22 protein-coding genes are annotated in these 22185 nt (G+C 35.4%); 5 read left to right on the plus strand and 17 right to left on the minus strand.

Annotated elements, in window-relative coordinates:
• Nucleotides 1-967, plus strand: a 967-nt coding sequence (locus ACLBWW_RS00005) for a Gly-Xaa-Xaa repeat protein (protein WP_447613877.1), incomplete at its 5' end; no start/stop codon positions are given.
• Nucleotides 968-1047: 80 nt separating this feature from the next.
• Here ACLBWW_RS00005 and hfq read toward each other — a convergent pair.
• Together hfq and miaA are read right to left on the minus strand one after the other, a co-directional pair.
• Nucleotides 1048-1272 (minus strand): RNA chaperone Hfq, encoded by a 225-nt coding sequence (hfq, locus tag ACLBWW_RS00010; protein WP_000813896.1) that lies wholly within the window; start codon nucleotides 1270-1272, stop codon nucleotides 1048-1050.
• A 21-nt stretch (nucleotides 1273-1293) separates the two neighbouring features.
• Nucleotides 1294-2247, minus strand: coding sequence for a tRNA (adenosine(37)-N6)-dimethylallyltransferase MiaA (gene miaA / locus ACLBWW_RS00015; RefSeq protein ID WP_048545843.1), 954 nt, complete (start codon nucleotides 2245-2247; stop codon nucleotides 1294-1296).
• 333 nt (nucleotides 2248-2580) lie between these two features.
• Here miaA and ACLBWW_RS00020 point away from each other — a divergent pair, with 333 nt between their 5' ends.
• Nucleotides 2581-2826 (plus strand): hypothetical protein, encoded by a 246-nt coding sequence (locus ACLBWW_RS00020; protein WP_048545845.1) that lies wholly within the window; start codon nucleotides 2581-2583, stop codon nucleotides 2824-2826.
• Between the two features lie 62 nt (nucleotides 2827-2888).
• On the opposite strand, the gene entD is transcribed toward ACLBWW_RS00020, so the two are convergent.
• From entD to gabP, 8 genes are all read right to left on the minus strand, one after another.
• Nucleotides 2889-3821: a cell wall-binding protein EntD gene (gene entD / locus ACLBWW_RS00025; protein ID WP_048545847.1), complete on the minus strand. Its 933-nt coding sequence runs from the start codon at nucleotides 3819-3821 to the stop codon at nucleotides 2889-2891.
• 348 nt (nucleotides 3822-4169) lie between these two features.
• Nucleotides 4170-6026: a PTS fructose transporter subunit IIABC gene (locus ACLBWW_RS00030; protein ID WP_048545849.1), complete on the minus strand. Its 1857-nt coding sequence runs from the start codon at nucleotides 6024-6026 to the stop codon at nucleotides 4170-4172.
• Between the two features lie 13 nt (nucleotides 6027-6039).
• Nucleotides 6040-6951 (minus strand): 1-phosphofructokinase, encoded by a 912-nt coding sequence (gene pfkB / locus ACLBWW_RS00035; RefSeq protein ID WP_048545850.1) that lies wholly within the window; start codon nucleotides 6949-6951, stop codon nucleotides 6040-6042.
• Nucleotides 6948-7700, minus strand: a complete 753-nt coding sequence (locus tag ACLBWW_RS00040) for a DeoR/GlpR family DNA-binding transcription regulator (protein WP_048545851.1) — start codon at nucleotides 7698-7700, stop codon at nucleotides 6948-6950. The genes pfkB and ACLBWW_RS00040 overlap by 4 nt, the downstream gene beginning before the upstream one ends.
• Before the next feature lie 158 nt (nucleotides 7701-7858).
• The gene (locus tag ACLBWW_RS00045) at nucleotides 7859-9022 is read right to left on the minus strand and encodes an iron-containing alcohol dehydrogenase (RefSeq protein ID WP_447613878.1); all 1164 of its coding nucleotides are present in this window, start codon (nucleotides 9020-9022) and stop codon (nucleotides 7859-7861) included.
• A 116-nt stretch (nucleotides 9023-9138) separates the two neighbouring features.
• Nucleotides 9139-9681: a DUF420 domain-containing protein gene (locus ACLBWW_RS00050; RefSeq protein ID WP_000228316.1), complete on the minus strand. Its 543-nt coding sequence runs from the start codon at nucleotides 9679-9681 to the stop codon at nucleotides 9139-9141.
• 317 nt (nucleotides 9682-9998) lie between these two features.
• The gene (locus ACLBWW_RS00055; RefSeq protein WP_002072695.1) at nucleotides 9999-10337 is read right to left on the minus strand and encodes a hypothetical protein; all 339 of its coding nucleotides are present in this window, start codon (nucleotides 10335-10337) and stop codon (nucleotides 9999-10001) included.
• 133 nt (nucleotides 10338-10470) lie between these two features.
• On the minus strand, nucleotides 10471-11865 hold the full coding sequence (gabP, locus tag ACLBWW_RS00060; protein ID WP_048545856.1) for a GABA permease: 1395 nt from the start codon (nucleotides 11863-11865) through the stop codon (nucleotides 10471-10473).
• 270 nt (nucleotides 11866-12135) lie between these two features.
• Here gabP and ACLBWW_RS00065 point away from each other — a divergent pair, with 270 nt between their 5' ends.
• Nucleotides 12136-13218: a chitinase gene (locus ACLBWW_RS00065; RefSeq protein WP_048545858.1), complete on the plus strand. Its 1083-nt coding sequence runs from the start codon at nucleotides 12136-12138 to the stop codon at nucleotides 13216-13218.
• 236 nt (nucleotides 13219-13454) lie between these two features.
• On the opposite strand, the gene ACLBWW_RS00070 is transcribed toward ACLBWW_RS00065, so the two are convergent.
• Nucleotides 13455-14348, minus strand: a complete 894-nt coding sequence (locus tag ACLBWW_RS00070) for a metallophosphoesterase (RefSeq protein ID WP_048545863.1) — start codon at nucleotides 14346-14348, stop codon at nucleotides 13455-13457.
• 195 nt (nucleotides 14349-14543) lie between these two features.
• Between ACLBWW_RS00070 and ACLBWW_RS00075 the strand changes: the two genes are divergently transcribed.
• Both ACLBWW_RS00075 and ACLBWW_RS00080 read left to right on the plus strand, forming a co-directional pair.
• Nucleotides 14544-15359: a formate/nitrite transporter family protein gene (locus ACLBWW_RS00075; RefSeq protein WP_048545864.1), complete on the plus strand. Its 816-nt coding sequence runs from the start codon at nucleotides 14544-14546 to the stop codon at nucleotides 15357-15359.
• Nucleotides 15360-15500: 141 nt separating this feature from the next.
• Nucleotides 15501-15773, plus strand: coding sequence for an HU family DNA-binding protein (locus ACLBWW_RS00080; RefSeq protein ID WP_001043902.1), 273 nt, complete (start codon nucleotides 15501-15503; stop codon nucleotides 15771-15773).
• 20 nt (nucleotides 15774-15793) lie between these two features.
• Here the strand turns inward: ACLBWW_RS00080 and ACLBWW_RS00085 are convergent, their stop codons facing one another.
• The 6 genes from ACLBWW_RS00085 to ACLBWW_RS00110 form a co-directional block, all read right to left on the minus strand.
• Nucleotides 15794-16273 (minus strand): GNAT family N-acetyltransferase, encoded by a 480-nt coding sequence (locus ACLBWW_RS00085; protein WP_048546459.1) that lies wholly within the window; start codon nucleotides 16271-16273, stop codon nucleotides 15794-15796.
• Between the two features lie 246 nt (nucleotides 16274-16519).
• Nucleotides 16520-18067, minus strand: a complete 1548-nt coding sequence (locus ACLBWW_RS00090; protein ID WP_141538797.1) for an IS200/IS605 family accessory protein TnpB-related protein — start codon at nucleotides 18065-18067, stop codon at nucleotides 16520-16522.
• 266 nt (nucleotides 18068-18333) lie between these two features.
• Entirely contained in the window at nucleotides 18334-20754 is a 2421-nt protein-coding gene (locus ACLBWW_RS00095; protein ID WP_447613934.1) for a heavy metal translocating P-type ATPase, read from the minus strand.
• A gap of 95 nt (nucleotides 20755-20849) precedes the next feature.
• Entirely contained in the window at nucleotides 20850-21056 is a 207-nt protein-coding gene (gene copZ, locus ACLBWW_RS00100) for a copper chaperone CopZ (protein ID WP_000436980.1), read from the minus strand.
• Nucleotides 21057-21259: 203 nt separating this feature from the next.
• On the minus strand, nucleotides 21260-21562 hold the full coding sequence (locus tag ACLBWW_RS00105; RefSeq protein WP_000349635.1) for a metal-sensing transcriptional repressor: 303 nt from the start codon (nucleotides 21560-21562) through the stop codon (nucleotides 21260-21262).
• Between the two features lie 291 nt (nucleotides 21563-21853).
• Complete coding sequence (locus tag ACLBWW_RS00110; protein ID WP_000849103.1) at nucleotides 21854-22081, minus strand: hypothetical protein; 228 nt, start codon at nucleotides 22079-22081, stop codon at nucleotides 21854-21856.
• Between the last annotated feature and the right edge of the window lie 104 nt (nucleotides 22082-22185).

Consider the following 22185-nt stretch of genomic DNA (forward strand, 5'->3'; position numbering starts at 1 on the left):
TGCTACTGGTGCTACCGGCGCTACTGGACCTCAGGGCGTTCAAGGTAACACGGGTGCTACTGGACCTCAAGGTACTCAAGGTAACACGGGTGCTACTGGTGCTACCGGCGCTACTGGACCTCAGGGCGTTCAAGGTAACACGGGTGCTACTGGACCTCAAGGTACTCAAGGTAACACGGGTGCTACTGGTGCTACCGGCGCTACTGGACCTCAGGGCGTTCAAGGTAACACGGGTGCTACTGGACCTCAAGGTACTCAAGGTAACACGGGTGCTACTGGACCTCAGGGTGCCCAAGGTAACACAGGCGCTACTGGACCTCAGGGTGCCCAAGGTAACACAGGTGCTACTGGACCTCAAGGTGTTCAAGGTAACACAGGCGCTACTGGGCCTCAGGGTGCTCAAGGTAACACGGGTGCTACTGGTGCCACTGGACCTCAAGGCGTTCAAGGTAACACAGGTGCTACTGGGCCTCAAGGACCAACAGGTGCTACCGGCGCCACTGGTATAGGAGCTACTGGACCTACTGGACCTTCTGGTGGACCTACTGGACCTACCGGGCCTACTGGACCTAGCTTCCCTGTAGCAACAATTGTTGTAACAAACAATATTCAACAAACAGTACTACAATTTAATAACTTTATTTTCAGTACTGCAATTAACGTAAACAATATTATCTTTAATGGCACAGATACAGTTACAGTTATCAACGGTGGTATTTATGTAATTAGCGTATCTATTTCTACAACTGCACCAGGATGTGCTCCTCTTGGAGTAGGCATTTCAATTAATGGAGCAGTCGCAACTGATAACTTCTCTTCAAATTTAATAGGCGACTCACTTTCATTTACTACAATCGAAACGTTAAGAGCTGGCGCAAACATTTCTGTCCAATCTACTCTTAACGAGATTACGATCCCTGCAACAGGAAACACTAACATCCGACTTACTGTATTTAGAATTGCTTAAATTTCACTATTTATTGTTTATGACAAATAAAAAAAGAGCGAGAAACTCGCTCTTTTTTTGTTATGTACAATAATTCATTACTACTCTAATTCAATTGAAACATTTTTTTGTGGTACAAATGTAGAAATTGCATGTTTATAAATAAGCTGTTGCTTACCTTCTGTTTCCAGTAGGACTGTAAAATTATCAAATCCTTTAATTAATCCACGAAGCTGGAAACCATTTAATAAGTACAGCGTAACAAACGTGTTCTCTTTACGGAGTTGATTTAAAAACTGATCTTGAATATTGATTGATTGCTTCATGTCGAATCCTCCTCTTTTTCTCTACTTACTATTATTCGACTTTAGTTGTAACTTTCCTTCTATGTATCGTAAAATTTCTGACGTTTTTTCACCGTCTGTAACATCAAACCATGTGACATCCATCTTATTACGGAACCATGTTAATTGACGCTTTGCATAACGACGTGAATTCGTCTTTAATTGTGATACCGCTTCTTCTAAAGAGACACGATCCTCAAAATAATCATATATCTCTTTATACCCAATCGCTTGAATAGATTGACAATCTCGTATCCCGCTATTATACAATCCTTCTACTTCTTTTAATAAACCTTGGTCCATCATTATATCAACTCGCAAGTTAATGCGATCGTATAGCATTTCTCGATCCATTGTCAAGCCAATCAAGGAAACATCGTATAATAGCTCGTTTTCTTGTTTTTCAAGTTGATCACTCATTTTTTCACCCGTCGTGTGGAAAATTTCTAACGCTCTAATGACACGGCGTACATTATTTTCATGAATACGCTCAGCGCTTTCTGGGTCTACTTCTTGTAACTTTTTATGTACATATTCCACACCACGTTCTAATGCTAACTGTTCCATTTGCGCTCGGTATATAGTATCACCAGCATCATCCGTAAATTGATAATCGAATAAAACAGATTGTATATACAGGCCAGTTCCACCAACGATAATTGGCAATTTACCACGCTCTGTAATCTCTCGAATATGCTTACGAACACGTTCTTGAAATTCAGCAACAGAAAATGATTCTTCCGGATTTTTTATATCAACCATATAATGTGGAATGCCGTCCATCTCTTCTTTCGTCACCTTTGCAGTTCCAATATCCATCGTACGATAAATCTGCATGGAATCTCCACTTATAATTTCACCATTCAACGCTTTAGCAAGATCAATACTTAACTTCGTCTTCCCAACAGCAGTTGGTCCAATGATGACAGCAACTTTTTCACGTTGCACTTCTCCCATATCATTCAACTCTCTTTATGTGATGTACTCCATCTATTGATTATATCCAATCTTACCAATTTTAACGGCATGATTGCAAGTTCTTTCATTCCGGTACATGAAATTATAAAGTGAAACTTTAATCAGCGGGGGTTTTCTTCATCCCCCACTGATTATTAGTTGAACCAATCGGACTTTTAGGGGCAGTTGATCCCCCACCTAACTTCTTTGCTTTCGCTGAATTTTGAGGTGGGGATCTTACTGCCCATTAAAGCGGGATAAATAAAAAAGAACATAGTTTGTCCAATTCCGCATATACATGATAAAAAATACCTTCGAGAGGATGAGTTGACTATGAAACAATCCACCATTAATTTTTCATCTTTAACAAAAGACCTCATTTTAGCTACTGCTACAAAAGAACAAAATTGCTCACAAGAAGAATTATACTTCGCCTTAAATTGTTTGCTACGTTCTTTTCATTCTACTCTCCAAGAAACAACATTACATCCAGAAAATGAAAATACAGAATATATTCAAAATCAATTTTGCAGTGCATATAAAATTATTACAGGTAAAACGATTTATCCTTTTCAATAATCCACAAAAGGCGGTTGCTTATACAATTTCAAGCAACCGCCTTTCATATTCATACATATATACTACTCTATAACTTTCACTTTTACAGATTTGCGCCCCCAGTTATCAGCACTACCATCTGAACCAACTAAAACATCAATACGATTTCCTTTAATCGCGCCACCTGTATCTCCAGCAATCGCTTCTCCATATCCTTCTACCCATACTTTTGATCCAAGTGGAATCACTTTAGGATCAACGGCAATGACTTTCATATTTGGATTTGCTGTTAAATCATGCCCCATTGCAGTTAATACACGACCACCATACGTACCATTCTCACTTGGGTGCGCTGTATACGCTGTCGCTTCTACTGTTATTTCACGTCCACCAGCAGGCGCACTTGTTTCAGCAGATTTCGCAACTGGTTTCGCAGTTGTCTTCTCTTTTGCCACAGGTTTACTTGATTCTACATTCTTAACAGACTCTTTACTCTTAACTGCTTTATTATTTTTAACCGGCGTATTTACTTTTTCCGGTGCTTCTTCTTGCGTTACAACTTCTTTCTTTTCAATCACGGGTGCCGTCCCTGTTAAAAATGGCACGTGAACATATCCTGTTTTTCCATTATAGTCAAATTGTAACCATTCATTTTGAACTTGATTTGTCGTTTCAATTACATCATTTTTATTAAGTTTACCAAGAATTTCAGAGTCCGTATTCGCTCCAGCACGAACATTTAGCACGCCTGCTGTTACATAATATGTACTTTTTGTAAACTCAGCACTCACAAACACTTCTTGACCATTTAATTTAATTTTTGTCCATCCATTTTCTGTATTTACAACATCTAATGTATTTCCACTCAACATTTTACCTACAAGCTTTGATTCTACATTTGGGTTTTCTCTAACATTTAATACATCTGTTGTTACAATCGTTTCTGCTTTCGCAGAACCCGCAAAAATCCCAAGACCAAAAACTGCTGCTGTTGCTATACCTAATAATTTTTTCATGAATAGCCTCCATTTGCTTTGTTTTCGTATTTTCATTATAGCAACAGATTTTTGAGATTTTTAGAAATCACACAATTACAAACCATTCGTAATATGCGATTAATGAGTTGTAACATAAATTTCCATATTAATGAATTCTCTTTCCAATAGAATTCCCAATAGTTTTCATATATTTTCCACGTACAAGCACCAGAATTTTTTTCCAGAAAAAATTACAGTATTACTTTTTTGTTACAAAAAATTCATATTTCATTACATCTTTTACCAAAATCCATCATTCTCCAATTATTAACCTTCTTTTTTGTAATAAAAAGGAGCAGCTAATAAAAGCTCCTCCTTTTTCATGTGTTATTTAACTTTCTTTTTCCAAATCCCCATCATAAGAGCTGAAACAACTGTCCCTATCAATATCGAGAAAATATATAACACCGGTTTATTTACTAATGCGATAACAAACAATCCACCATGTGGTGCTGGTAATGTAATTTGGAATAACATAGATAATGCACCCGCAATACTCGAACCAACAACACAACTTACTATTACTCGAACCGGATCTGCAGCTGCAAATGGAATCGCACCTTCTGTAATAAACGACGCCCCCATAATATAATTTGTTAAACCAGATTTACGTTCTGCTTCAGTGAACTTTGATTTAAAGACGGTAGTTGCGAATGCAATCGCTAACGGCGGTACCATACCACCAGCCATAACTGCTGAGTGAACACCAAAGTTCCCTGCTGAGATTGCAGCGATACCAAATGTAAATGCTGCTTTATTAATTGGTCCCCCCATATCAATTGCCATCATACCACCTAAAATTAAGCCTAATAGTATAGCATTTGTACCACCTAAACTATTTAACCAACTCGTTAACATTTCATTTAACGCAACTACAGGTGGATTAACCACTTTTAACATGATAACACCTGTAATTAATAACCCTAATACCGGATAAATCAAGACTGGTTTAATACCTTCTAACTGCGATGGTAAACTAGAAAATAACTTTTTCAAACCAACAACAACATATCCAGCTAAGAAACCAGCAATTAATCCACCTAAAAAGCCAGCATTTGCTTGTGCTGCTAAAAATCCACCTACAACACCAGGCATAAAACCAGGTCGATCAGCAATAGAACTTGCAATAAATCCAGCTAAAATTGGTACAAGGAATAAAAAGGCTCCTTTTTCTCCACCACCAATAGTCATTAACATTTCAGCAATAGGACCTTCCGCCTTAATTCCACCAAACATAAATGCTAATGCGATTAAAATTCCGCCACCAACAACGAATGGAAGCATATTACTTACACCGCTCATTAAGTGCTTATAAATGCCTAACCCTTTTTCTTTCTCTGCGCTCTCTGTCTTCCCATCTTCCTTTATCCCTTTAAAAATTGACGCATCTTGTTTTACAGCTCGATTAAGAAGCACTTCCGTTTTTCTAATCCCATCAGCGACTGGCACCTGGATGACATGTTTCCCAGCAAAGCGGTTCATTTCTACTTGTTTATCTGCTGCAACAATTATTGCCGTTGCGCGTTCAATGTCCTCTTTCGTTAAACCGTTTTTTATACCTGTTGATCCATTCGTTTCAACTTTAATTGCTATACCTAGCTCTGCTGCTTTTGCTTTCAAGCTATCCGCTGCCATATACGTGTGAGCGATTCCAGTTGGACAAGCCGTAACCGCTAATACGTACGGTTCATTTCCTTCTGGTTTTACAACTTCAACCTCTTCTTCTTTTTCATTCTCTTTTTCATCAAATAAACGAAGAAGTTCCTCTTCATCCTTTGCTTCTAATAATTGCTTACGAAACCCTTCATCCATTAATAATGTAGATAGGCGCGATAACGTTTCTAAATGAGTATTATTCGCCCCTTCGCTCGCAGCAATCATAAAGAATAAATGCGCTGGCTGTCCGTCAAGCGATTCATAGTTGATACCGCTTACACTTCTACCAAAACAAATCGCTGGTTGCTTAACAGCTTTTGTTTTCGCATGAGGGATTGCAATCCCTTCCCCTATTCCAGTCGTACTTTGTGACTCCCTCTTTAAAATAGCTTCTTTAAATTCCGCTTTACTATTTAAACGATTTGCACCGTCTAATTTCTCAACTAATTCATCTATGACAGCTTCTTTATTTGAAGCTGTCAAATTCATAATAACTGTATCCCTTTTTAATAGTTCTGTAATTTTCATATGTTGCTTCCCCCTATCGCTTAGTTACAATTACTTGCGACAATAATTCTTCTACTTTTTCCTTTTCACATAAATCAGCTGAAAATGCTGTTGCACTCCCTGTTGCAACGCCATATTGAAATGCCTTTTCAATATCTTTCGTCTGTTCATATTTCCCTACAAATCCTGCAACGAGAGAATCTCCAGCCCCAACCGAATTAATTACAACACCTTTTGGAACAGTTGCTTCATATATACCTTCTGCCGTAAATAGTAAAGCTCCATCTCCAGCCATTGATACAATCACATGCTCTACACCTTGTTCAATTAATTTTCTTCCATACGGTAAAATATCTTCTACTGTGGAAATCTCTACACCGAATAACTCACCAAGTTCATGATGATTAGGCTTTATTAAAAATGGTTTATTTTTAATTACATGCTGCAGTGCACTACCACTTGCATCTACTACTACACGAATACCTTTTTCAGCTCCGAGCGCTGCGATTGATTCATAAAAAGTAATTGAAATAGACGCTGGTACACTTCCAGCTAGTACAACACAATCTCCCTGCTTCATACTTTCAATCTGTTTCATTAATTGTTCAAATTTCTCTTTTGTTACATTAGGACCTTGCCCATTTAATTCCGTCTCTTCTTGTCCTTTTATTTTCACATTAATTCGGGAATCTCCGTCTACTTGGACGAAGTTTGTTGTTACACCTTCCGCCTGTAATACATCTTTAATAAATTGACCGGTAAATCCACCAGTAAATCCAAGTGCTACATTTTCAACACCTAAACGATGAAGAACGCGAGAAACGTTAATGCCTTTTCCTCCAGGAAATTTCATATCTTTCTCTGCTCGATTTACTGCGCCTAAATCGAAGGAATTAACTTGTACTACATAATCAATAGATGGATTTAAAGTAACTGTATAGATCATTGTTTATCAGCCTCAATTACATTGGTTTGTCTTTTATATTTTTCTAAATCAATTTCTAAATGGTTTGTAATAATATTTGCCTCTTCAACATTGGCAATTTTCGCAAACGCAACTTCTGAAAACTTACTTTCATCAATTAAGAAATATCCTTCGTTTGCTAATGTTAATGCCATTTGTTTTAAAAGCGCCTCTTCTGGATCGGGTGTTGTAAAACCAAGTTGTTCATGCACACCATTCGCACCTAAAAAACATTTATCAAAACGATACTTTTGCATACTCTCCTGTGCCATAGCACCAATTAAAGCCTTCGTCCTACTTTTCATCATTCCGCCTAGTAAATATGCACGAATATTATTTTCAACTAAAGCTTCAATATGCATAAGTCCGTTTGTAACGACAGTAACGTCTTTATTTATTAAAAATGGAATCATTTCAAATGTCGTACTTCCTGCATCTAAATAAATACAATCACCTTGTTCAACAATGCTAGCCGCATGCTTCGCAATTTGTTGTTTCATTTGAATGTTTTTGGATGATTTTTCAACCATCGTCGGCTCCTGTCCTTTTCCTGTTAAAACAGCCGCACCACCGTGAACTCTTTTTAATAACCTTTGTTTTTCCAATTGCGCTAAATCACGACGAATTGTTGATTCAGAGCTTTCTGTTCTTTCCACTAATTGTTGTAATTTAACAACCTTTAGCTCTTTTACAAGTTGCAATATCATTTGATGACGTTCAGGAGTTAACATTTCATTCACCTCTTCTTTGATTACAGTATAATGAAAACGATCACAAAAATCAACCATAAACATTCATAAATAACCAAAATCAATCACAAACGGTTATAAACAACAAAAAAGAAACCCATTTGATATAACAATCAAATGGGTTTCTTTGCTCGATTCACTTATAAAGAAGCTTTATATATGCTTAAAACATCGTCTTTATTTAATTTTTTAAAGTTACCAAATTCGCCATAAGCCATCGCTTTATCCGCCATTAAATCAATTTCATTTTCCCCAATAGCGTAATCAGCTAATGTTACCGGCGCCTCAATTGAAGTCCAAAATTGACGTAACGCCTCAATTCCTTCTAACGCAATTTCTAGATCAGTTTTCCCATCTGTTTCTACATCGAATACACGAATAGCGAACTGTTTAAAACGACTTACATTTTCATCTACGACATGCTTCATCCAGTTCGGCAATAAAATCGCAAGGCCACCCCCGTGTGGTATATCATGAACCGCAGAAACTGCGTGCTCAATATTGTGAGTTGCCCAGTCTCCTTTTACTCCCATCGCTAAAATGCCGTTTAATGCCATAGTACCACAATATAAAATGGTTTCTCTATACTCATAATTTTCTAAATCACTTAAAAGCTTAGGAGCGGTTTCAATTACTGTTTTTAATACAGATTCACAATAACGATCTTGTAGTTCTGTATTTGTTCCGTGGTGGAAATATTGCTCTAATACGTGTGACATAATATCTACCATACCGTAAATTGTTTGATCCCTCGGTACAGACGCAGTATGGACTGGATCTAAAATCGAAAACTGCGGGAAAGTAACTGGGCTACCCCAGCCATATTTTTCATTCGTTTCCCAGTTTGTAATGACAGAACCAGCATTCATTTCAGAGCCTGTTGCCGCAAGCGTAAGTATCGTACCAAATGGTAACGCCTCACTAGCAAATACTTTTTTCGTTACAATATCCCATACATCTCCATCGTACTTACTACCAGCAGCAATTGCCTTCGTACAGTCGATCACACTTCCTCCGCCAACTGCTAAAATAAATTCAACACCATTATCTTTACAAATTTGAATCCCTTTCTTTACAGTTGATACACGTGGATTCGGTTCAACGCCTGTCAATTCAAATACTTCTGCATTTATATCTTTCAAAATAGAAAGTACATTATTATAAATACCGTTTCTTTTAATACTTCCTCCCCCATATACGAGAAGAACTTTTTTACCAAACTGTGGAATTTCAGTTTTTAACTGTTCTAATTGACCTTTACCAAAAATAAGTTTCGTCGGATTACGAAATACAAAATTTTGCATATCCCTTTACCATCCCTTCTATATGAAAAGCAACTATACTTTTGTATACCATACTTTTTTCATTTCACAAAAATATTTGCCTAACAAAAAAATCCCAGCCTACAGGCTGAGATTTTTTATTGGTAATAAGGTGAGATCATTAAGTAAACAATAACACCAGATAAACTTACATATAACCAAATCGGCATCGTCCAACGTACAATTTTACGATGACGTGTTAATTGATTTGTAAAGCCAAATACAAGTGCAAACAATGCAAGTGGTACAATAATTGCTGCCAGGATAATATGTGTAATTAAAATAATGAAGTACACATATTTAATGAATCCTTCCCCACCAAAATGTGTTGCCGGCGCCAAGTAATGATACGATAAATAAGAAACACAAAATAGCAACGTCGTTGTAAATGCTGCCAGGATGAAACCGCGGTGCATTTTCACATTCTTCTTAATAATCGAGTATAAAGCTGCTAATAAGAATACGAATGTAAAGCTATTAAAAATTGCATTTAACATTGGTAAAATTGTTACATCAAAATGTACTTCTCCTTCATAGCCAACAGGTCCAAAGAACAAAAATAAAATAATCGCATTTACAATTACAGAAAGCGTTATCACAATAGGAGCATAGCTTTTCTGATTAGTTGATTGATCCACCAAAATGGTCACTCCTCTTCCTTCAAATATGTATACGTAACCTCACTATTTTAACATATTATTCACAGTATAAATGTGACAATAGTTTGACACAGTAAGACAGAGCAAAGAAAAAAATCCTTCTTAATAAAACTTCTTAAGAAGGATTTTATCGCTTTATTATTTAAATAGCAATGTAATTAGTTTTTGTTGAAAAACGTATTGCTATATGCTTGAAAAATTTCAGACACTTGATATCCCATTAAAGAAATTGCTGTTAATGAAAAGAAACCAATCATAAGAAATCGAAACCACATATAAATCTCCTCCTTGTATTTAGCTTAAAAAGCAGTCGCTATATTACAAGTTGAGTGGCACTCTTCATCGTCACTTTCCTTTTTCTTTACAATTGCTGTTATAAATCGAATCATAAAGAATATAACAAAAGGAATTTGTTCGTAATTTACCTTGGCATAGTTTGGCAACGGCTCGCGCTGCACATCGAACGGGGATGAGAAGGAATAGAACATACCTTGCTCTTCCATATATACAATTACGATTTTCATACAAAACATTATTCCTAGAAACGAAACAATATCTTGCCATTCTGTCGTATATAACAGATTATATAGCTCTAATACGTACTCTTCCATTGTCATCCCCCCTTCCTTTTTTACCATTTTGCTCGCCTTCGTATAAAAAGTCAAGAAAAAAGTTTATATTCACTATGACAATAGTAATTACTTGTTTCTATGATTATATATGATTCTTTTATAGCAATGATTGGGTGTAACTCTCTTCTAAAACAAGAAATTAGAATCGAACAGATTCCTCATTTTTACTTTTAGGATTCAACACTGTACTATTTTTATTTCTATTGAAAATAAAATAAGAAAGTATTATAAGAACAGTAACAAGCATCGTTAATAGTGCCTGTGAACGTAAAGATTCAATTACGAGCATTGCAACTAAAACTGCTATAATCGCAGCAATTGTAACATATGTTACATATGGAAAAAGCCACATTTTCACTTTCAAATTTTGTTGTTCCGCTTTCCCCATTTTTTTACGTATATTGAAATGTGAAACTGCTATAACGAGATAAACGAGTAACGCAATCCCTCCAGATGCATTCACTAAAAATAAAAATACTTTATCTGGGGATATGTAACTAAAAACAACTCCAACGTAAGCAAAGAAAGTTCCAAATAAAACCGCCCGAACTGGAACACCACTACTATTCAATTTCAAAAATGCCTTTGGCGCATCTCCTCTTTCTGCCATTGAAAAAAGCATTCTTGAGTTCGTATATAAACCCGAATTTAAACAAGAAAGTACAGCTGTTAAAACGATAAAATTCATAATTTGTGCTGCCGCTGGTATACCTATATGTTCCAATACCGCCACAAACGGGCTTTTTAATATGTTCGCCGAGTTCCACGGAAGGAGTGTAACAACTACAGCGATCGAACCAATGAAAAATACGAGAATACGCCAAATCACACTATTTGTTGCTGTTTTTACGGCTTTTACAGGTTCGGCAGACTCTCCAGCGGCTACTGCAACAATCTCAGATCCCATAAATGAAAATATAACGACGGTGATTCCAAGTAACACCGAACTTATACCATTTGGCATAAATCCTCCTTGCCCTACTAAATTCGAAGTGCCAGGTGCTTCCGTTCCTGGTACAAATCCTAAAATAACAGCTAGTCCAAGACAAAGGAACAAAACAATACTTATTACTTTAATAAATGAAAACCAATATTCAAATTCTCCAAATGATTTCACCGAGAAAACATTCGTCAATGTTAATAAAACCGTTAATATTAAGCTTAATAACCAGAGCGGGATTTCTGGAATCCAATATTGAATAATACCAGCACCTGCTGTAGCTTCTATTGCAATAACAATTACCCAGAAAAACCAATATAGCCACCCAATTGTATAACCTGCCCATGGACCAATTGCCTCTCTTGCATATGTTGCAAATGAGCCACTTGTCGGATTAATAGCTGCCATTTCTCCTAGCATTCTCATAACGAAAATAACTAGAAGTCCTGCTAATGCATATGAAACGATAGAACCTGGACCTGCTGAATGCACAACCGCACCACTTCCAACAAACAAACCAGCTCCTATTACGCCACCAATGGAAATCATTGTAATGTGGCGGATTTTAAGGTCTTTCTTAAGATTTTTATCCAACTCTTGTACATCCCCTTCCAAACTTAATTTTGAAATTTATGTAAGAGTATTATGCGAAAAATCTTGTCCTATACCTTAAAATATATCAAAATATTCTGAATTTAACAATCATAATTCGACCTCCTTCAGAAATTATTTCATTAGGTTTAATAAATTCCCATACACAATTGTTGAGAAAATTATAGTCACCTTACGAAAGAGTGAATTTTCAGATATTATTAAATAAACAAGATTATACATCTAGACAACTTTTTGTATAGGAGTGTTGATATGTTAAACAAGTTCAAATTCATTTGTTGTACTTTAGTAATTTTCTTACTGCTACCGCTAGCTCCCTTTCAAGCACAAGCAGCAAACAATTTAGGGTCAAAATTACTCGTTGGATACTGGCATAACTTTGATAATGGTACTGGCATTATTAAATTAAGAGACGTTTCACCAAAATGGGATGTAATCAATGTATCTTTCGGTGAAACTGGTGGTGATCGTTCCACTGTTGAATTTTCTCCTGTGTATGGTACGGATACAGAATTCAAATCAGATATTGCTTATTTAAAAAGTAAAGGAAAGAAAGTAGTTCTTTCAATAGGTGGACAAAATGGGGTCGTTTTACTTCCTGATAATGCCGCTAAGCAACGTTTTATTAATTCCATACAATCTCTAATTGATAAATACGGTTTTGATGGAATAGATATTGACCTTGAATCAGGAATTTACTTAAACGGAAATGACACTAATTTCAAAAATCCAACGACTCCTCAAATCGTAAATCTTATTTCAGCTATTCGGACAATCTCAGATCATTATGGTACAAATTTTCTATTAAGCATGGCTCCTGAAACAGCTTATGTTCAAGGCGGTTATAGCGCATATGGAAGCATATGGGGTGCATATTTACCGATTATTTACGGAGTGAAAGACAAACTAACATACATTCACGTTCAACACTACAACGCTGGTAGTGGGATTGGAATGGACGGTAATAACTACAATCAAGGTACTGCAGACTACGAAGTCGCTATGGCAGATATGCTCTTACATGGTTTTCCTGTAGGTGGTAATGCAAATAACATGTTCCCAGCTCTTCGTTCGGATCAAGTCATGATTGGACTTCCTGCAGCACCAGCGGCCGCTCCAAGTGGCGGATATATTTCTCCAACTGAAATGAAAAAAGCTTTAGATTATATCATTAAAGGAATTCCTTTCGGAGGAAAGTATAAACTTTCAAATCAGAGTGGCTATCCTGCATTTCGTGGCCTAATGTCCTGGTCTATTAATTGGGATGCAAAAAACAACTTTGAATTCTCTAATAACTACAGAACATATTTTGATGCGATTTCCTTGCAAAAATAATAAGAAACCAACAATAGGTTTTATATGATCTATTGTTGGTTTTTATTTATGTAAATTACTTTTTCACTTCTACATGATGAAAAGATTCTTTTCCATTTTAACACTTTAAATAAAGTGAAACTTTAATCAGTGGGGGTCTTACTGCCCATTAAAGCGGGATAAAACTCACATAATATTCCATGTTTAACTAATAAAAAAAGAGAACTTTCTCTGAAAGTCCTACTACTCTAGAATAGTCAGTTGCTATTTTGCTTTAACACAAATACTGAAAGTTCAGGTGCACTCCAAAATCTAACAGGCATTCGGGTTGTCCCAATACCACGATTTACGTATAAATGTAACGGCTTATTCTTCCCTTCTAATTCATACATACCTTCCACATAGCTCTCAGCTAATTTTGTAGTAATTAATGGACCTATAAAAGGAATTTGAACTTGTCCTCCGTGACTATGGCCTGACATTTGAAAATCAACTGGGTAACGAGCTACTTTGTCTACAACATCCGGCTCATGTACTAAGAGCATATTGAAATCTTGTTGTCTCACATGTTTTAAAGTCGAATCTATTTGCGGCTTTCCTAATAAGAAATCATCCAAACCTGATATTGTAATATATTTTCCGTTTTCTACTTTAATTTTTTGCATTTCATTTACTAACACATAGAAACCAGCTTCTTCCATATACTTTTTATAAAATAAACTACCTCCCCCGCCTCTATCATGATTCCCAAACACTGCATATTTCCCTAAGGGTGCATGTATTTTTTGTAATATACCTTTTGCTTCTTCTCTTTCCGCCTTATACGATCCAAACTTATCTATTAAATCCCCTGTAAAAACTACTATATCTGGATGTAACGCATTCATCTTCTCCACCAAATTTTCTAGTTGTTTCAGTGTAAATTCTGGCCCTAAATGTACATCTGAGAATTGCAATATCTTTTTATCATTAAACTCTTTAGGAATTGTAGATGCTTCTATTTCATTCCACGTAACTGTTACTAGTTTTCGTTCTATTTCTGTCGCATAGAAATACAAACTTACTGAAATCATTACTATACTTATAAAACTGATTATGAATATTTTTATGATTGATTTTTTTTGTTCTTTTTTTACATGATGCGTATTCATGTTCTCACCTCTAGAAGTACTCTACAGCCTTATTGTTACATTAATGTGACAACACGAACAATGTTAGTTATATCCAATTCTACCCCATTCACTTTGACAAACTTATGCAGAAGTCATAACATATTTTTATAATACATAGATTTTTAAAAATGTTCCTTCTATTCATTCTATCATTTTATTGAGGAGAGATTATTCATGTCTGTATTTACACCAGAAGAAATTACGGAACTTGCTGCGAATTCCGGAAGAAAAAAAGCTCATTTATCATTACTCCCTATGCTAATTCTTGGTTTTTTTGGCGGTGCTTTCATAGCATTAGGGTATTTACTCGATATTCATGTTATTGGAACAATGCCAAAGTCCTGGGGATCATTTACTAGTTTTCTAGGCGCTGCTGTATTCCCTATCGGTCTTATACTCGTTATTCTTGCAGGCGGTGAACTAGTAACTGGTAACATGATGACAGTTTCTATGGCTTGGCTTCAAAAGAAAATTACTTTATTTCATTTCATACGAAATTTATTTATTGTTACGTTTAGCAACTTCATAGGCGCTGTATTCGTTGCTTATTTTTTCGGTCATATCGTCGGATTAACAGAAGGCGCTTTTTTAGCAAAAACAATTTCTATTGCACAAGCTAAACTACAAGATACACCACTGCAAGCCTTCATTTCTGCCATCGGATGTAATTGGCTCGTTTGTTTAGCCGTTTGGCTCAGTATGGGAAGTAAAGAATTTATCGGGAAGATTATCGGTATTTGGTTCCCAGTTATGACTTTTGTTGCGATTGGCTTTCAACACGTTGTAGCCAATATGTTTGTTATCCCAGCTGCAATTTTTGCCGGACAGTTAACTTGGATTGAATATTTTCCAAACTTCATTTTTGTTTTCTTCGGAAACTTAGTAGGCGGTATGTTATTTGTAGCGTTACCTTATTTCATATCTTATAATAAGAAACAACCTTCCAATAAAGAGCAAACCGAATTAAAGAAACAAGCTGTATCCGCTTAAATGAACTGTCTATACAGTAGCTCTAAAAAATATTACAAATTTCATTTTTTTTACGAATATATGTGCGTACACTTGTTCTCGAATGTTTTATACGTTATAATAACAACTTAAATAGCATTATTTACATATGAGGTGAAAAACATGAACAAAACAGAATTAATCAAAAACGTAGCACAAAATGCTGAGATTTCTCAAAAAGAAGCTACTGTAGTTTTACAAACTGTAGTAGAATCAATCACTAACACTTTAGCTGCTGGTGAAAAAGTACAACTTATCGGATTCGGTACATTCGAAGTACGCGAAAGAGCTGCTCGTACAGGCCGTAACCCACAAACTGGTGAAGAAATGCAAATCGCAGCTTCTAAAGTACCTGCTTTCAAAGCTGGTAAAGAACTTAAAGAAGCTGTAAAATAATGAAAAAATAGCCTTCTCGTTTATGAGAGGGCTATTTTTTTCATTACATAATTAGTAAAAATCTGACCATTATGCTGTTTCTTTTGTTCCTTTATGCAAATAAAACCGTTACTTTCAAAGAAAGGTTTTGCTGTAATACTCGCTTCTGTATATATCTCCTTATGTCCCAAGTTCACCGCTTCTTTTTCTAACTCCTGTAGTATGTATGACGCTATCCTTTTCCCTTGATAATCTTTATGCGTAAATAGACGATCTACGTAATGCTCATCATTATAATCACCAAATCCCACTATTACACCGGTATAATCCGCTACATAACTAATATTTTTCTCTAAAGACTGTAACCAGCTTTCTCTATCTAGTCGCTCTGGTGCCCATGCCTGTAGCTGTAATACATTATAATCTTTTGCGTTAATTGTATGAACTGTTTCATAGAACAACTGTAATACTTGTTCTAAATCCTCTTTATGGAATGTTCTAATGATCGTATCTTTTAACATATATGAACCTGGTTTAAAATTCTTATAAAAATCTATAAATCGTTGGCGAACCAAGTCAAATGCCAACTACCGAAAAGGAATCTCACCTTTTTCCTGTCCGTAAGGGTTGTGACCTTTTCATCCACCTATTGTGAAAGAATGACGGCAGGTTCCTGTTAGGAACGATCTGTCCTTGCATACTACCATTCATCCAAGTCAGTAGTATGCAAGAGGTTATAAGAAATAAACCAGTACCCCCCTTCTCATTTAAATTTTAAATACGAATTGTTGATTGCTCATATAAACAGTTTTGTGTAGAATGCTCCACAATTTCCAATTGTGATATTCTTTCCACGTTTGAATTGTTTGTAACCATTTTTTATATACTTTTTTCGTATTCTTTTTACTTTCTTCCATGGAAGCAACAAGAATACGCAGTTTTGTTGTAATTTGGTTTTTTAATAATAATATAATCTCTTGTGGTAATTGTTCTTGCAATTCTAATCCACGTCTTGCGATCGTGAAGGCGGCTGCTTCATGAATGCTAATACCGAAATTTTTACTGTATTTTAATTTTCCAATCACACTTGTATAAGCGGGGTTTACTGTTTTAACAGAAAATCCGTTACGAAGAGACATACGAATTAAACTGTTCAACATCTTTTTATACGTAAATTGATGGAAATTACGATTACTGTATTTATCAGTATCATGCGATTGATGAAACTTTAAATCTTCTAAAACAATTCCACCTACATTGTTTTCCAATAACCATGTTTTAATTTGTTGTACGATTTGTCCAATTATCGTTGCGCGTTTGTTTGTTGAAAACGCATTCAGATTGTGTAGATAAAAAATTTTTGAACCTTTAAAATTACCTTGTTTTGTACATAAACTAACTGCAATGCGGTCCGGATTTACATCAATTCCTGCAATTACATCTGATTGTGGTGTCTCCTTGAAATCTAGTACACGCCCTATTTCTGTTTCATCAAACGTAATGTTTACATAAAATTCATTTTGTTTACGAATGATTTCTACACTATATTTTTGATGCTCTATAATCGGTTTTCCTTTTGGATTTCCACCGATTTGCTTTCCCATAACGACATTTGTGATTTGATGATAAAAATGATATGGAATGATAATCGGAACTTTGATTCGGGGGCTTTTTGTTTTTCCATTTGTTCGTCCTAATGGATTTGCAATTTCTAACCATCCTTGCCCGCAGTCATCAACTGTAATGCGCATGTTCAAATTCCCTTTTTTGCTTTTATCTCCACGAGAATATAATTGTCGTGTCCGCAAATCTTTCCATTCTTGATTGGATATCTTGTTTTTCATTCTTTCATAGAAATTTTTCCGCCCACCAAAAATAATAGGAGGTAATGTTTTATTTTTAATATGTTTTGCATATGTTTCAATTTTTTGTTCTAATTTTTGTTTTCGTTTTCTTAAACCAATTAAACAAGTTTCTAATGAAACTTGTTTAGGTCTTTTTTTGCCGCGTTCATAATCATCTATTTTTTGTAACGTCTTTTCTAACTTTTTTTGATTGTTTTCTAGGTAAACAGGAAGAAGTTCTTTTTGAGAGAAAAGGATCATTTGCGCTTGTAAAATCGCATCTTCACAAAAACGTTTATTTAACAAATATTTAGGTTGTAGTTTTTTTATCAATTCTTTCTCGTTTTCGCCCTCAATCAAACGATTAAAACTATATCGTTTTGCACTTTCGAACGTACGGATCAAAGTAATTAAATCTTCCGTTTGTTCTTTTGTAATAGAATTGATTTTACAAGTACGTGTTGTTTTCATCCTTTTCCCCCTTTTCATCACCTGAAAATATTATAGGTTGAATTCTGTAAAATATAAAACCTGTAATTGTAAATTTTTATAGTTTTTTATAGATTCTTATTTACTGTTATTACCTCCTTACGAAACTATCATTTAACTTTTCTACCATCTAGTATTCAATATTTCTGCTTTATTATATCTTTTTTCTTTCTATATAAACAAAAAACAATACTTCTTTCAAAGTATTGTTTTTTGTTTAAAAGCATATGCAATTACTCTATAGATTTTTATTTTTTTAATTGCACTCTTTGTAGTCGTAATGCATTTAATACAACGGATACTGAACTAAATGCCATCGCAGCTCCAGCAACCCAAGGTGCTAAGAAACCGAACGCTGCAATCGGGATTCCTAACCCATTATAAGCTAGTGCCCAGAATAAATTTTGCTTAATATTTCTTATCGTCATCTTGCTCATAAAGATTGCATCAGCAATACTATTTAAATCACCACGGATTAACGTAATGTCTGCCGCTTCCATCGCTACATCCGTTCCTGTTCCAATTGCCATACCGATATCTGCCGTAGCAAGAGCAGGAGCATCATTTATTCCATCTCCAACCATCGCTACTTTCTTACCTTGCGCTTGCAGTTTTTTCACTTCTTCTGCTTTTCCTTCTGGTAATACCTCTGCAATTACATGATCAATTCCAACTTGCTTAGCAATTTCCTGAGCAGTTTGTGTATTATCTCCTGTAATCATAACAACGTCTAGACCCATTTTCTTGAGTCTTGCGATAGCTGCTTTTGAAGTATCTTTTACAGTATCTGCAACGGCAACTATACCAGCATATTCTTTATTGATCGCAATAAGCATCGCTGTTTTTCCTTCTCGTTCTAGCGCTTCCATCGATTTAGAAACTTCTTCAATATCAATATCGAATTTCTTCATTAATCGACGTGTACCAATTAATAATTGTTTCCCTTCTACAACTGATTCGATACCGAATCCTGGAATTGCTTCAAACGTTTCTGAACTTGGGATATCAATTTTCTTTTCTTTAATTCCTTCTACAATTGCTTCTGCAAGTGGGTGTTCAGAATTTTTTTCTGCCGCACCTACTAAACGTAGTATTTCTTCTTCGCGGAATCCATCTGCTACAATTACATCTGTTAACACCGGCTTCCCGTTTGTCACAGTACCTGTTTTATCTAGAATAACTGTATCTAATCGGTGCGTTGCTTCTAAATGCTCCCCGCCCTTAAATAAAATGCCATACTCAGCCGATCTTCCTGATCCCGCCATAATAGACGTAGGCGTTGCAAGACCTAATGCACACGGACAAGCGATAACAAGTACGGCTATCATTTTCTCAAGTGCTCCACCAAAATCACCAGGTGTAACAAATAGCATCCACACTGCAAATGTGATAATAGCAATCACAACTACAACCGGTACGAAAATACCTGAAATTTGATCTGCTACCCTTTGAATAGGAGCTTTTGAACCTTGAGCCTCTTCTACTACTTTAATAATTTGAGCTAATGCAGTATCTCTTCCTACCTTAGTTGCTTTCACTTTTAAAAAGCCATTTTTATTTATTGTAGAACCGATTACTCCATCCCCAATTGTTTTATCAACCGGAATACTTTCGCCTGTCAACATCGATTCATCTATTGCTGACTTTCCTTCTACAATTTCCCCATCTACCGGGATCTTTTCCCCTGGTTTCACATAAACGATATCACCAGCTATCACTTCTTCGATTAAAATTTTTATTTCTGTTCCATCTCGTACAACAGTAGCGGTTTTCGCTTGTAACCCCATTAATTTTTTAATTGCTTCTGACGAGCGTCCTTTTGCTTTCGCCTCAAATAATTTACCTAAAATAATTAATGTAATAAGTACTGCACTCGTTTCAAAATACAAGTCTGTCATATGTTCCGAAGAACCAATTGACCTAATACTTAAATACACACTGTAGAAATACGCTGCAGACGTTCCAAGTGCCACGAGAACATCCATATTAGCGCTCTTATTACGTAACGCTTTATAAGCCCCAACATAAAACTGCCCACCAATGCTAAACTGAACTGGAGTTGCAAGAGCTAGCTGCACCCAAGGGTTCATAAGCATATCAGGTAAATAAATAAACGATGTAAATGAGAAATGACTTACCATTGCCCACAATAACGGAAATGATAAAATAAACGAAATGATAAATTTCTTCTTTTGTCGCTCAATTTCTTGTAAGCGATGATCAGTTGATCCATTTTGCTCATCTGATTTCACTTCTAATTTATATCCTAATTTCGTAATTGCACTCTTCATTTCATTTACATTAATTTCATCAGGATTAAAATCTACTGTAGCTGATTCTAAAGTAAAATTCACTGTCGCTCCGTTCACACCTTCTAACTTATTTAAACGCTTTTCTACTCTATTGGCACATGCTGCGCATGTCATCCCTGAAACAGTAAACTCAGCTTTATCACTGACAATTCCATACCCTAACGATTCAACTTTTTGCTTAAATTGTTGCGGATTTGTTTTTTGGGGATCATACATTATTTTTGTTTTTTCAAGTGCAAAATTTACATTTGCATCATGAACACCTTCTACTTTTTTCAGACCTTTTTCAATTCTATTCGCACATGCCGCACATGTCATTCCTGATATTTGAAGATTGGCCTCTTTTTGTTCATTCATGTCTCTCACCTCTATATACCCTCCTAAGGTATAATTATTAACAAAATAAATCGTACTTCCTTTAAAGTACGATTTATTTCCATATCTAAAAATAATTATTGAACATCGTATCCTTGATCTTCAATTACAGCAACGATATCTTTTAACGTTACAACTGATGAATCGATCGTAACTTCAACAGTTCCTTCTGCTAATTGAACTTTCACTTGTTCAACACCGTTTAGTTCTTTCACGCTGCTTTCAATTGAATTTACACAATGTCCACAAGACATACCTTCAACTTGTAATGTTAACTGTTCCATTTAAAATCCTCCTCTTGTTTCTTCATTGTTTGTTAATCACAACTACATCTTACCATACCCCCCTAAGGTAATCAATGGTTTTGTATCATGATTTTTCAATTATTTTCTAAAAGTTTATTTTACACACACTTTTTCACACGAATACCTCGAAATCCTATATAAAAGTAAACAAAAAAACAAGCCAGTCACATACTAGCTTGTTTTTACGCTTTTGAAAAACGTTCAAATACTGTCATTAATTCTTCAATTGCTTCGTCACCATTACCATCTTTAATAGCACCTGAAACGCAATGACTTGTATGATTTTTTAATACACCCATTCCTACTTTTTTCATCGCTGCATTAATCGCTGAAATTTGCACTAAAATATCCACGCAATAACGATCATTTTCAATCATATTTTGAATACCGCGAACTTGTCCTTCAATTCTCTTTAATCTATTTATAATTTGTTCTTTTTCTTTTTCTGATCTATGTGTTACTGCTTCATGATCTTTATGATCCATATTATCACCTTCTTAAAGTTTCTCTTCATCCAATAAAACAATTGCTTTTACGAGTACACCAATTATAGCACTAATTATCTATGTATGATACCCCATATGAGTATATTTCCGCTCTATGCTTATTCTTAACAATTTATTAGCTTCTCAGTCTCAATTTTCATAATACCCTTTCCTTTTTCCAAAAAACAATAATAAGTGGAGATTCTCCATCCCCACTTATTATTCATCCAAAAATACAAAGGTCTCAATTTATACACGTATAAATTGAGACCTTTTTCTTCCTATATATAATTACTGCTGATCACATACTTTTGTATCATTCACTACTGAAGTTCCTTCAACGGTTACCGTATGAAAACAGTCATTTACACGAACTGTCACAACATTATCTTGCCGATCAATGATATGATATTCATTAAAATTTTTATTTAGAGCACTGCGAATTTGTTCTCCTTCATAAATTGGAATGCCATGTGATAAAACCCAAATAAGCCCAGCGATAGCAAGAATAGTTTTCATACGATCTACCTCCTTGAGAATATAGTGAACTTTTAATCCATGCTTTTTCAGCTCTACTAATCATGAATGGAATGAATCAAGCTTTTTGGAAATAAGTTCATTTC

The organism is Bacillus sp. M5A3_1b, assembly GCF_053345335.1.